Source organism: Pontibacter beigongshangensis, from assembly GCF_014332515.1.
In the GTDB taxonomy this organism is placed as follows: domain Bacteria; phylum Bacteroidota; class Bacteroidia; order Cytophagales; family Hymenobacteraceae; genus Pontibacter; species Pontibacter beigongshangensis.
The window spans coordinates 45,121-57,129 of the sequence record NZ_VFSD01000027.1; the positions used below are offsets into that span (position 1 = coordinate 45,121).

The window sequence follows — 12,009 nt, forward strand, 5'->3', positions numbered from 1 at the left end:
ATGTGCGCCAAACTAAGATCTTACTATTGCTTCTATTGTTTCCTTCCCAAAGCATAGGTCTTTGATCTTGTGTCTAAAATTAAACCATCAGCAAACGCCAGATACCGGCCAGCAGCACAAGGCCAATGGCAATAGGCGTGAGCACTTTCCAGCAGAGGTGCATGAGCTGGTCTACGCGCAGGCGCGGATAGGTCCAGCGGGCCCAGAGCTGCACAAACAGCAGCACCAGCGTTTTAGAGATCAGCCAGAAACCACCCCACAGCACACTGGCCATGCCGCCCGGTGTTCCGGTGGTCCAGTTGGCCAGGGCGAGCGGGCCAAAGTTCGGCAGGGGCGTGTTCCAGCTTCCCAGAAACAAAATTACGGCTACCAGGCATACCAACACCATCATGGCGTATTCGGCCAGAAAGAACGTGGCAAACCGGAACCCTGAATATTCTACGTGAAAACCTGCCACCAGCTCCGACTCTGCCTCCGGAATATCGAATGGTGCGCGGTTACACTCAGCCAGCGAGGCGATAAAGTAAATGACAAAGGCCACCAGCAAGATGGGTGCCCGGAAGATATTCCAGGTCGTGAGGCCGCCGACCGTGGTGGTTTCGAAGCCCAGCGCCTTCAGGCCAAAGAGCCAGTTCTGCTCCTGCTCCAGCCCCGGAAATAGGTTCATGAGCACGCCCTGCTGGTAACTGATCTCCTGAAAATCGAGCGACTGGCAGATCATCACCACCGACAGCAAGGCCAGACCAGCCGGAATCTCATACGAAACGATCTGCGCCACCGAGCGCATGGCACCCAGCATGGCATATTTGTTATTAGAGCCCCAGCCTGCCATCAGCAGCCCAATCACATCTAAAGAGATAATGGCCAGCAGGTAAAAAACGCCAATGCCAACACCCGCCGGCACCAGCGATGGCGACAGCGGAATAACAGCAAACCCGGCAAACACAGCCGCAAAAATAAGGATAGGCGCTACAGCAAACATTTTTTTGTCGGCGGCGGCCGGAATGATGTCTTCTTTCTGCAACAGCTTGAGCACATCGAGCAAAGGCTGTAGCGTGCCATAAGGCCCCGCCTCTGTTGGCCCCAGTCGGTCCTGCATAAAGGCCGCCACTTTGCGCTCGGCATACACCACCACTATTACAATAAGCAGCATAAGCGAAATGGTGAGCACAAAAGCTAATAAGGCCATGTTGAGGTCAGCGTTTGGTTGTAAGAACAAAGGTAGTTTGTAATGCGCTAAAGTGCTAATTCTTTGCTACTGCATTGATGTGCAGCGGCAGGAGCTAATAGCTTTGGAAGGCTGTTTTTATTGGAATAAATTGATTAAGTGATGGTATTCTAAAGTTTAGGCAAAGGTCCTAAACTTTAGAATACTTCTTTGGGCTGTTGATAGTAAGGTGTAGTTGAAAACTACACCTAGAGAGGGAAAACGAGAGAATCTTATTCTAAGCAGTTAGTAAGTTGTGTAATTGTAAGCTGCTTATCTAGAGAGGCAGCTTCTTCCAGCCATCTGGCGGAGCAACCTTTATAGTATCCGGAACAGGTTTGTCTTGCAATATTCTAGCAACTTCAGGATCTACTTCACTGAACCACACAAAATATCTGGCTGGCACCTGAGTTTTATCCTCATAGTGATTTGAACCAGTATAAATTTTGCCTCCAACTTTATATTTATAGCGAAGTTTTTTACCAGAGGCTGAAGTCCAATACGTTTCAGTTGTAGTACCTATTGTATAACGGGGATATTCTTCTAAAAGATTATTCCTCCTCCATGCAATATAACCTACCACTATAAGAGTACCAAAGAATATAATACCTGGTATGAGCTTATTTAGTATCCACTTCTTCTGTTTACTACTCAACATGTTTCAAGTATATTGATTTGTTTGCAAGGTAATAAACCAGTCTTGCTCTTTCTAGGTGTAGTTTTCAACTACACCTAAATATCATCTACTTCGATTAAGCCCGCTAAACCAGCGTAGTTTCTCGCACTGCTGTACAAATAATCTTCCGCTTTTTCCACCAGGCCAGCCCGCACCGGGTTCTGATGAATATATTGAATCCGACTATCGATCATAGTATTGCTACTAAGTTCCACTGCGTGATTTTCGTGCGTCCAGAACTGAATTTCTCCTGCTCGCTTATTATACTTGGCATGATAGGCAAAAACCACCTTCATCCAATCCCTCCTACTCTCCTGGCTGCTGGTTAATGCTAATCCTAGTATTTTCTTGGCTGTAAACTTTTTGAGGTCGCGGATTGTGTCGGACAAATTACCTGTTTTGCTCCTCACCACCACATGCACATGGTTGCTCATGATCACGTAAGCAAATAGTTCCAGCTCTTTTTGCTCCCGGCACCAGCTAAAGCTCTGCAAGATAATGTCACGGTATTCTTTCCTTGTGAATATATCCACCCAGCCTACTACCTGAAAGGTGCAGAAATACACCGCTTCCTGATTTTGTATCTGATAGGCTGATCCCATAGTGGAAGATAGGAATATTTAGAAATTTTGTAAATCTTAAAAAGATATTAATACTTAGGTGTAGTTGAAAACTACACCTAGAAAAGGTTCTTGCTAGTATTGAAAAACTTCACCAAGATATTTTCCACAATTTAATTTTACTACCCTCTCTAGGTGTAGTTTTCAACTACACCTGAATATAATTTAAATCAAGAAGTTCAAAATACATTAAGTTTCAACTTTGCACCGCCAAAACACTCACAGGTCTTGTAGACGCTGTGAGGTTTGTGCTTCTCCTCCTACACCACCTGCCCCAGCCCAAACAGCAGCACAAACGCCAGCGTGGCCATAGCCATTTGCTTCAGGTAAGGGTCTAATGCAGCGGAAGTTTGCTTGCGCCACACATTTACACCATTTACCAACACCAGCGGCAGGGCCAGCACAAACAGGAATTGCCACGCAGAATAGAAATTCAGCGCCACATATAGTACAGCACTTGCCACGCCAGCAGCTAATAAAATGATATGGTAAATGCGGGCACGTTTCGGGCCGAGGCGAACGGGAACAGAGAACTTGCCTGCCAGTTTATCGGAATTGATGTCGCGGATGTTGTTGACGTTAAGTACCGCTGTAGAGAAGAAGCCGCAAACCAGGGCAGGCAACAACACCAGCGGGTTAAATTCCTGCGCCTGCAGAAAGTAAGTGCCCAGCACCCCCACCAGCCCGAAGAACACGAAAACGGAGATGTCGCCGAGGCCGGCATAGCCGTAGGGTTTTGCGCCTGCCGTGTAATTAATAGCCGCCCAGATAGCAGCCAAACCCAGCACCAGGAACAGCAGCGCCAGCAGCAGCCCGTCCGTACCAAAGGCCACCCACAGCAGCAGCAAACCCGACAGCAGCGAGAGCAGGCTAAACACCAGCATGCCTTTTTTCATGTGCTCGGCCGTAATATGGCCCGCCTGTACCGCCCGCTTAGGACCTTCACGGTGCACGCTGTCTGCCCCGTGCTTAGAGTCGCCGTAGTCGTTGGCGAGGTTCGAAAGGATCTGCAGGAACAGCGTGGTGAGCACGCATAGCGCAATAATAGTACCGTCAAAAACGCCGTTAGCCGCAGCCATAAAACTGCCCATCCCGATGCAGGACAGCGCCAGGGGTAGCGTTCGAGGCCTAAAAGCCGAAATCCAGGCCTTCAGCAGACCTGGATTCTGGGTTGTTTGATGTGTATTGTTCAACTTATTAATTTTGAATGAGTGATTGAGTAGTTGAGTGAATGTTTCGGTAAACTATCTTATTAAACTCTCCTCAACTAATTATTCTAATCGTTTTGCCCCTCCGGACCTGCTGCTCTTGCTGCTGAAGAATTGGATGCTCGCATTTTTATAAGCTTTCCTTCTTTGTGGCTGCCAGCGCATACACCATCGGGATTCTATTTCCGAGGTGCCTGACACGAAATTTCTTCTGCTCAAACGCTTCGGTGTGGCTAAAGCAGTTGTAGGGCGAATAGTCGTATTCTTCAAAAGCGTTAATCTCGAGTCCATTCCGGATCAGGCTGCCCAATACGTCGCTGATGCTGTGGTTCCACGACACTGACTCCTGCGTAATAGGCGCGTTCCTGTCGGCATAGGTGCCGGTTTCTGTTTCCACGATGGCACCGGTGTTAAAGTAGCTGTAGCCGATTTTACTGAAATCATTGTCGAACATCCACACCACCGGATGAAACTCTGCCATCACCAACCTGCCGTTTGGCTTCAGAAAGGTTGAAACTACCTTTGCCCACTTAGCCAGGTCAGGGAGCCAGCCGATGGTGCCGTAACTGGTAAAGACAATATCAAACTGCCTGTGGAGGTGCTGTGGCAGCTCGTAAATGTCGCAGCAAACAAACTCGGCTGCTACGCCAGTCTGGGCAGCAAGTTCTCTGGCTTTTTCTATTGCTCTGTCAGACAAGTCTACGCCGGTTACAGCTGCACCTAATCTTCCCAACGATAGCGTATCCTGCCCGAAGTGGCACTGCAGGTGCAGCACCGATTTCCCGGTCAGGTCGCCCAGCAGGTTCAACTCTATATCATTCAAAGAGCTTTTCCCTTTCAGAAATCCTTCCAGGTCATAGAATTCCGACTGCACATGATAATCGGTTCTGCTATTCCAGAACTGCCTGTTTACCTCGATGTAGCTCAGGTCATCCATATTTGATGGAGGACACAGTACGTAAGACTTTTTTGGTCATTCCGGGCTTGTCGAGGAAACTATCTCGTACCAAAAGTAAGAACCCGAACAGTAAGAAATAGATTTCTCGACAGGTGCAGAATGAGTCAAACTATGTTCCGTCTTGTGTCTTACTTTTTAATCGCAGCCAGCACCACTTCGTCGGTTGGTTTTACTTTAGATGGATAGAAGGCCACTATTTTTCCGTTTTCGTCTACCAGGTACTTACAGAAGTTCCAGGTTGGTTTTTCCTGGCCCGGGGAGTTTTGCTCCAGCCAGGCATATAGCGGATGTTGATCTTCACCAACTACTGAAATCTTTTCGAACATCCGGAAATTAACACCATAGTTCTTCTCGCAGAAAGAAGCTATCTCTTCGTTAGAGCCGGGCTCCTGGCCGCCAAAGTTATTGGCCGGAAAGCCCAGGATCACCACGTCCTCGCCGTGCTGCTCGTGCAGTTGCTGCAGGTCGGCGTACTGCTTGGTGTAGCCGCACTCGGATGCTGTGTTCACCAGCATCACCTTTTTGCCTTTGTACTCCGAAAAATCAACCTCTTTGCCGTCGAGGGTGGTCATGGTGAAGCCATAAAAGCCGTCCTGCTTTTGCGCTTCTGTTTGTGCTGTTGCTTCCATATCTTGCTTCTTATCAGGAGATTTAGTTGAAGGTGTGCAGGCAACGCCAAAAAAGGCAATTGCCAGCCATACGATTGAAAAAAGTTTCTTTCTCATCTGAATATTTAGTTAGGTCTTACCTGTACTTCAAACCTGATTCCGGTAAAAATGTTTTCTCCCATACACTCGCAGGAGCCCTCGACATACTACGTGATAGGTGTGTGCACGCTGCGAAGTCAGTTGGTGCTACATGCGCTCCGGTACTTCTATGCCCAGCAGGTTCATGCTTTCACGTACAAACCTAGCCACCATGGCCGAAAGTGCGATCCGGAAGCTACGAGCCTGCGCATCGGTCTCGTTAAAGATAGAAATTTCCTGGTAGAAACGGTTATAGGCTTTGGCCAGGTCGTAGGCGTATTGCGCGATAATGGAAGGGGCATATAAGTTACCTGCCTCCTGCACAACGCCCGGATAGTTTACCAACAGCGTAATCACCTCCTGCTCCGCTTCGTGCAGTTCGGTCAGGTCGGCAAAAGAGGTCGCATCTACGGTAATGCCCAGCTCGGCGGCTTTGCGCAAAATGGCCGAGATACGCGCGTGGGTGTATTGAATGAACGGCCCGGTGTGCCCCCGGAAATCGATAGACTCCTGCGGGTTAAAGAGCATGCGTTTCTTCGGGTCTACCTTCAGCAGGAAGTACTTGAGCGCGCCCATGGCCAGGGTGTGGTAGAGTTGCTGCGCCTCCTCCGGCGTGAAGCCTTCTATCTTGCCGAGTTCCTCGGTCTGCTGGCGGGCGGTGTCCACCATTTCGGCTACCAGTTCGTCGGCGTCTACCACCGTTCCTTCGCGCGATTTCATTTTTCCGGACGGCAGATCGACCATGCCATACGAGAGGTGGTAAATGCCTTCGGCATAAGGCTTGCCCAGCTTCCGGAGCACCGACTTCAGCACCTGGAAATGATAGTTCTGTTCATCGGCCACCACGTACAGCGACTGGTCGTAGGGGAAGTCGTTGTATTTTAGCTCGGCAGTTCCCATGTCCTGGGTAATGTAGACAGAGGTGCCGTCGGAGCGGAGCAGCAGCTTCTGGTCCAGTCCATCGTCCGTCAGGTCTACCCACACGGAGCCGTCTTCCTTTTTAAAGAAAACTTCCTTCTGCAGCCCTTCCTCTACCCGCTCCTTGCCCAGCGTGTAGGTCTCGGACTCATAATAGTATTTATCGAAATCGACGCCGATGTTGCGGTAAGTCTCGTCGAAGCCGGCGTATACCCAGGTATTCATCTGTTTCCAGAGCGACACGGTTTCTTCATCGCCCTGCTCCCACTTCTGCAGCATGGCCTGCGCCTCCAGTATAAGCGGCGCCTTTTTCTTGGCTTCTTCTTTGTCGGTGCCCTGAGCCACCAGTTCGTCTATCTGCTCTTTGTAGGCTTTGTCGAACAGCACGTAATATTTACCCACCAGGTGGTCGCCTTTCAGGCCGCTGCTCTCCGGTGTTTCGCCGTTGCCGAAGTACTGGTAGGCCAGCATCGACTTGCAGATGTGGATGCCACGGTCGTTTACCAGGTTGGCCTTGAGCACCTCGTGGCCATTCGCCTTCAGAATCTCAGACACTGCATAGCCCAGGAAGTTGTTGCGCAGGTGGCCCAGGTGCAGCGGCTTGTTCGTGTTAGGCGACGAATATTCTACCATCACGTTTTTGCCCGATGCTGCGGCTTTGCCAAAACCCGGCTCCTGCATGATCTGCCGCAGAATTTGCAGCCACACCTTGTCCTGCACTTCCAGGTTCAGGAAACCCTTTACCACGTTGAAGTCTTTGATTTCGGCAGCATTTTCTTTCAGGTACGTGCCAAGGGCCTCCCCTATCTGCTCCGGCCCCTTGCCTGCTTTTTTGGTGTAGGGAAAAGTAACAAAAGTGTAGGTGCCGGCAAATTCCTTGCGGGTAGGCTGCAGGCTTATCTCAGAGGCGTCAACGGGAATCTGGAACAGCGCCAGGAGCGCCTCGCTTATTCGTTGGCTGATGGTGTGTTGTAATTGCATGAATATGTTTCTATCTCAATTATCGGCTCAAGCTGCAAATTTAGCGCTTATTCTCAAAAGCCTGCTATAATATATGGACCAGCAGGAGCAGCAGCAAAACAATCAGCCCCCGGAGGGCTTTTTTGATTCGAATAATTCAGGCTGCCCCACTCCTTGACTCACGGTCCAGAATGGCGGCCGTAGTAGCTTCCAGGATGTCGAAGGCATTTTCTGCCATGGTGTTTTCGGTATCGAGCGTAGGGTTAATCTCTACCATTTCGTAGCAGCACACGCGCGGGTCGTGCACCAGGTGGCAACACAGCTCTCTTGCCTCGTCTACTCTTAGCCCCACCTCCACGGGCGTGCCGGTTCCTTGCGAGAATTTGGGGTCCATGCTGTCTACATCAAACGACACGTAAATCAGGTCGCAATCCCGCAGCAATTCCAGAGCCTCCCTGGCCACCTGTTCCGCTCCTTTGTTCTTAAACTCTTTGTAGCCGAAATCCTTTATGCCGTATTTTTGCATCAGGTAATCTTCCTCTTCTTCGGTGTCGCGCACCACTATATACACCAGGTGCTCCGGCTTTAGCTTCGGCCCATCTATACCGACTCTTTTCAGCGACTCCCAGAAAAAGATGGTCTCCGGCGCCGGGTCATTTTTTTTGGATGCCAGGTTGTCTTCGTTCAGGGCGATGGCCAGGGCCATGCCGTGCACGTTGCCGGAGGGGGTGGTGTAGGGCGAGTGGATGTCGGCGTGGGCATCGACCCAGATCACGCCCAGGGTTTTGTCGGGGTAAGTTTTTTTGATGCCGGCTATGGTGCCGGCCGCATTGGAGTGGTCGCCGGCCAGCACGAGCGGGAACATGCCGAACTCCAGTGTCTGCGCCACAGTGTTGCTCACGCTTTTCAAAATAGATAGGATGCTGTCGATGTGGTGGGCGGTCGGGAAAACATCTTTATCGAACAGCGTATAGTTCAGGTCGGGAACGGCAATTGAGTTGAAGCGTTTAAAGAAGTCTGATTGCTTGTCGAGGCAGGCCACTTTCAGGGCGTCTATGCCCATGCCTGCCCCCCGGGTGCCGGCCCCAAGTTCTGATCTCACTTCTATCAGCTTCACTTTTTTCATTTAATTTGAACAAAGTTTTTGCAATAATTGTAAAATACAGTCAATATTGCATGTTTACATAAAGTCTATAACACCTTAATGGATAAATATACCGACCTTATTCATCAAACGTTTGATTTTCCGACAGATGAATTCAAAGTAGAGAATAACGAGTTGCATTTTAATGGTATCCCGCTGATGGATATTATCCATAAATACGGCACTCCTCTTAAATTAACATACTTGCCTAAAATAAGTTCTCAGATTCAGAAGGCAAAACTGCTTTTTAAAGAGTCGATGGAGAAACTCGATTACAGGGGCAGCTACACCTACTGCTACTGCACCAAGTCGTCGCACTTTTCTTTCGTGCTCGACGAGGCCCTGAAGAACGACATCCACATCGAAACCTCCTCGGGCTACGACATGCAGATTGTGCGGGCACTGTACAAGAGAGGCAAGATCAGCAAAGACACCTACATTGTGTGCAACGGCTTTAAGCGCGAGCGTTACAAACACTGGCTGTCGGAGCTGGTAAACGAGGGCTTCCGGAACTGCATGCCTATCCTGGACAACCTCGACGAGATAGAGTATTACAAGGAGCACATAACGGAGAAGTGCAAAGTGGGCATGCGCCTGGCATCGGACGAGGAGCCGAAGTTCGAGTTTTATACCTCCCGCCTCGGCATCCGCTACAACGATGTAATTGAGCTGTACCAGACCAAGATCAAAGACGATCCGAAGTTTGAGCTCAAGATGCTGCACTACTTCATCAACACCGGCATAAAAGACACCTCGTACTATTGGTCGGAGCTTAGCCGCTTTGTGCACAAGTACTGCGAGCTGAAAAAGGTGTGCCCCGAACTCGACACCATCGATATTGGCGGCGGCTTCCCGATCAAGACCTCCATCCAGGCAGACTACAACTACCGCTACATGGTAGAGGAAATTCTGCGCACCATTAAGCGCATCTGCAAGGAGGAAGGCGTGGAAGAACCGAATATATTTACAGAGTTCGGCATATTTACCGTTGGCGAAAGCGGCGCTAACATCTACTCCATCCTGGACCACAAACTTCAGAACGACAAAGAGTTATGGTACATGATAGATGGTTCCTTCATCACCAACCTGCCCGATGCCTGGGCCCTGAACCAGCGCTGGCCGCTGCTCTCGGTGAATCATTGGAACAAAGAATACCGTAAGATCCAATTAGGCGGCATTACCTGCGACAGCCAGGATTATTACAACTCCGAGATGCACTCGTTTCAGGTGTTTTTACCGAAAATTCCGAAGGACCAGCCACTATACATTGGCTTCTTCCATACGGGTGCTTACCAGGAGTCGCTCAGCGGTTACGGCGGCATCAAGCATTGCCTCATACCGGCTCCGCAGCACGTGATCATAGACCGTGATGAGAACGGGGAACTGGTAGACTGGCAATTTGCGCCTGAGCAGACCAGTGAGGCCATGCTGAAGATTTTGGGCTACGAGGCCTAAAGCTTTTGGCTTAAAGAGGTAATAGTTTTGTAGTTGCAGGGAAAAAGCTTATTTTTGAAAAAGCCTTTGTCTTTAAACTTTTAACTGAAATGAAAAAATTGGTACTTTACGGCACCTTGTGCCTGGCCATGGGTATGGCTTCCTGCAAAACATACTGCCCTGCTTACGGCAGCGCACAGCCAGACACGAACGCAGCTCCTGAAACAGTTATAGTATCTGCGACTGCCCCGGCATCAGCTTCGGACGACATAAACGGTTAACCGACAGAACAGGTTAAACGTTTGTATATAACAGAAGAAACCGGCTTATTGGGCCGGTTTCTTTGTTTTTTCCAGAATGATAGCGGCGGCGGCCAGCAAGTCTCTGGCCTGCAAAGGGTGTTCGCCGGGTGGCAGGTGCTCGCCTACCAGTATAGTTTTTACGCCTGCCTTTTCGCCTGCCACCATGTCGCGGGGGGTGTCGCCCACCATCCACGACTGGGCCGCATTTATATTGTACTTTGCCATGGCGCGCTCCAGCATCAGGCTATCCGGCTTCCGCGACAGCGAGGCTGATACGGTCTGGTGCCCCGGCGCAAAATAAATGGCATCGATGATGGCGTTGCAGCTCTCCTGCAATTTCTGGTGGCAACCCAGCACCTCGTGCCGCGTGTACAGGCCCTTGGCGATCCCGGCCTGGTTGGTAACCACTATCAGCAGGAAGCCCGCTTTTTTCAGCAGCTCGAGCGCCTCCGGCACACCCGGCAGCACCTCAAAAGCATCCAGTTGATACGTATAGTCTCCCATCTCCCGGTTCAGTACCCCATCGCGGTCCAGAAACACACACTTTTGTTTTTGCATAGTACGCTTTACAGTTTAAGGCACAAAAATAGCCTTTCCACTTAAAACTTGTCGCCGCCGGTTTTATTATTTATATGCGAGCCACAGGCCAGTGCCACCTCAAAACGCTCCGGAAGGGCTTTTTCATTAGAATAATTACTGGTTGCCGGTTGTTGATTATTGAATGGCTAAATTGTTAAATGGTTGGTTGGGAAATGAGAAGATCTGGAGATGAATGACCGGAGCAGGCTTTGAAAGGATTCAGCTTTTCACAATAACCTCACAATTTTTCACTATCCATTTTTATAGAAGGTCCTGCGTCTTATGTCCTGCGTCCTGTGTCTTCTTTGCCGCTGGAAGGCTGTTTTCATTCAAATAATCCAGCCTGAGGATTAGTACCGGAACCAAATAAAATTGGGGGTGGTGCTGGCACCAAATAATTAATTAGCTATATATTTGAAGCATGAAAGACTCCCTGGTGATAATTCCAACCTACAACGAGCGCGAGAACATTGAGGCGATGGTCAGGAAGGTGATGTCACTCAGGCACCCGTTTGAGCTGCTCATCATCGACGATGACTCCCCCGACGGCACGGCAGACATTGTGCGGGCCCTGCAGCAGGAGTACCCCGAGCGCCTGCACCTGGAAACCCGCCAGGGAAAACTTGGCCTGGGCACCGCCTACATACACGGGTTTAAGTATGCCCTGCGCCACGGCTACGAATACATTTTTGAGATGGACGCCGACTTCTCCCACAACCCCGAAGACCTGATCCGCCTCTACGAAGCATGCGCCGTAGAAGGCTACGACGTAGCCATAGGCAGCCGCTACAGCCAGGGCGTAAACGTGATCAACTGGCCCATGAGCCGGGTGCTGATGTCTTACTTTGCCAGTTCATACGTGCGGCTCATAACCGGCATGCCCATTGCCGACACCACAGCCGGCTTTAAGTGCTACCGCCGCAAGGTGCTCGAAACCATACGACTGAACAAGATACGCTTTGTGGGCTATGCCTTCCAGATAGAGATGAAGTTCCTGGCTTATAAGTATGGGTTCAGGATAAAGGAGGTTTCCATTATTTTTACAGACCGCACCAAAGGCGAATCCAAGATGACGAAGGGCATTTTTAAGGAGGCGGTGCTGGGTGTTCTGAAAATGAAGATCAGGAGCTTTTTCCGCCATTTCGACCGTTACTGAACCTGTGCCCGCCAGCCGCGCCACAATTTTTGCCGCACCCGAAATTTTATCGCTTCTACCTGTACAACTACGCTAATTATTCCGGTATCTTTACTTTTTGC

12 protein-coding genes are annotated in these 12,009 nt (G+C 50.0%); 3 read left to right on the forward strand and 9 right to left on the reverse strand.

The features are described from left to right. Positions 1-79 precede the first annotated feature (79 nt). The 8 genes from FJM74_RS19345 to FJM74_RS19380 all read right to left on the reverse strand — a co-directional run bounded on the left by FJM74_RS19345 (position 80) and on the right by FJM74_RS19380 (position 8,419). Positions 80-1,189, reverse strand: a complete 1,110-nt coding sequence (locus FJM74_RS19345; protein WP_187264281.1) for a complex I subunit 1/NuoH family protein — start codon at positions 1,187-1,189, stop codon at positions 80-82. A gap of 295 nt (positions 1,190-1,484) precedes the next feature. Then, positions 1,485-1,865, reverse strand: a complete 381-nt coding sequence (locus tag FJM74_RS19350; protein WP_187264282.1) for a hypothetical protein — start codon at positions 1,863-1,865, stop codon at positions 1,485-1,487. A 74-nt stretch (positions 1,866-1,939) separates the two neighbouring features. Continuing rightward, the gene (locus FJM74_RS19355; RefSeq protein ID WP_187264283.1) at positions 1,940-2,485 is read right to left on the reverse strand and encodes an REP-associated tyrosine transposase; all 546 of its coding nucleotides are present in this window, start codon (positions 2,483-2,485) and stop codon (positions 1,940-1,942) included. Between the two features lie 278 nt (positions 2,486-2,763). Next, positions 2,764-3,696: a 1,4-dihydroxy-2-naphthoate polyprenyltransferase gene (locus FJM74_RS19360; RefSeq protein ID WP_241739258.1), complete on the reverse strand. Its 933-nt coding sequence runs from the start codon at positions 3,694-3,696 to the stop codon at positions 2,764-2,766. Between the two features lie 145 nt (positions 3,697-3,841). Then, on the reverse strand, positions 3,842-4,648 hold the full coding sequence (locus FJM74_RS19365) for a class I SAM-dependent methyltransferase (protein ID WP_187264284.1): 807 nt from the start codon (positions 4,646-4,648) through the stop codon (positions 3,842-3,844). 149 nt (positions 4,649-4,797) lie between these two features. Continuing rightward, entirely contained in the window at positions 4,798-5,394 is a 597-nt protein-coding gene (locus FJM74_RS19370) for a glutathione peroxidase (RefSeq protein ID WP_187264285.1), read from the reverse strand. Positions 5,395-5,523: 129 nt separating this feature from the next. Further along, positions 5,524-7,314, reverse strand: coding sequence for an arginine--tRNA ligase (gene argS / locus FJM74_RS19375; RefSeq protein WP_187264286.1), 1,791 nt, complete (start codon positions 7,312-7,314; stop codon positions 5,524-5,526). Positions 7,315-7,450: 136 nt separating this feature from the next. Further along, positions 7,451-8,419, reverse strand: a complete 969-nt coding sequence (locus FJM74_RS19380) for an arginase (RefSeq protein WP_187264287.1) — start codon at positions 8,417-8,419, stop codon at positions 7,451-7,453. A 78-nt stretch (positions 8,420-8,497) separates the two neighbouring features. On the opposite strand from FJM74_RS19380, the gene FJM74_RS19385 reads away from it, so the two are divergent. After that, positions 8,498-9,892 carry a type III PLP-dependent enzyme domain-containing protein gene (locus tag FJM74_RS19385; RefSeq protein ID WP_187264288.1) on the forward strand — a complete coding sequence of 465 codons (1,395 nt, stop codon included), beginning with the start codon at positions 8,498-8,500 and terminating at the stop codon, positions 9,890-9,892. An 89-nt stretch (positions 9,893-9,981) separates the two neighbouring features. Further along, positions 9,982-10,152, forward strand: coding sequence for a hypothetical protein (locus FJM74_RS19390; protein ID WP_187264289.1), 171 nt, complete (start codon positions 9,982-9,984; stop codon positions 10,150-10,152). 45 nt (positions 10,153-10,197) lie between these two features. Here FJM74_RS19390 and FJM74_RS19395 read toward each other — a convergent pair whose 3' ends face one another. Then, a complete protein-coding gene (locus FJM74_RS19395) occupies positions 10,198-10,731 on the reverse strand; it encodes a D-glycero-alpha-D-manno-heptose-1,7-bisphosphate 7-phosphatase (protein ID WP_187264290.1) in 534 nt (177 codons plus the stop codon). Between the two features lie 442 nt (positions 10,732-11,173). On the opposite strand from FJM74_RS19395, the gene FJM74_RS19400 reads away from it, so the two are divergent. After that, positions 11,174-11,908: a polyprenol monophosphomannose synthase gene (locus tag FJM74_RS19400; RefSeq protein WP_187264291.1), complete on the forward strand. Its 735-nt coding sequence runs from the start codon at positions 11,174-11,176 to the stop codon at positions 11,906-11,908. Positions 11,909-12,009: the final 101 nt, after the last annotated feature.

Coding starts and splice junctions, on each gene's coding strand:
- FJM74_RS19345 (WP_187264281.1), bottom strand. CDS start 1,189: ATGGCCTTATTAGCTTTTGTGCTCACCATTTCGCTTATGCTGCTTATT.
- FJM74_RS19350 (WP_187264282.1), bottom strand. CDS start 1,865: ATGTTGAGTAGTAAACAGAAGAAGTGGATACTAAATAAGCTCATACCA.
- FJM74_RS19355 (WP_187264283.1), bottom strand. CDS start 2,485: ATGGGATCAGCCTATCAGATACAAAATCAGGAAGCGGTGTATTTCTGC.
- FJM74_RS19365 (WP_187264284.1), bottom strand. CDS start 4,648: ATGGATGACCTGAGCTACATCGAGGTAAACAGGCAGTTCTGGAATAGC.
- FJM74_RS19370 (WP_187264285.1), bottom strand. CDS start 5,394: ATGAGAAAGAAACTTTTTTCAATCGTATGGCTGGCAATTGCCTTTTTT.
- argS (WP_187264286.1), bottom strand. CDS start 7,314: ATGCAATTACAACACACCATCAGCCAACGAATAAGCGAGGCGCTCCTG.
- FJM74_RS19380 (WP_187264287.1), bottom strand. CDS start 8,419: ATGAAAAAAGTGAAGCTGATAGAAGTGAGATCAGAACTTGGGGCCGGC.
- FJM74_RS19385 (WP_187264288.1), top strand. CDS start 8,498: ATGGATAAATATACCGACCTTATTCATCAAACGTTTGATTTTCCGACA.
- FJM74_RS19390 (WP_187264289.1), top strand. CDS start 9,982: ATGAAAAAATTGGTACTTTACGGCACCTTGTGCCTGGCCATGGGTATG.
- FJM74_RS19395 (WP_187264290.1), bottom strand. CDS start 10,731: ATGCAAAAACAAAAGTGTGTGTTTCTGGACCGCGATGGGGTACTGAAC.
- FJM74_RS19400 (WP_187264291.1), top strand. CDS start 11,174: ATGAAAGACTCCCTGGTGATAATTCCAACCTACAACGAGCGCGAGAAC.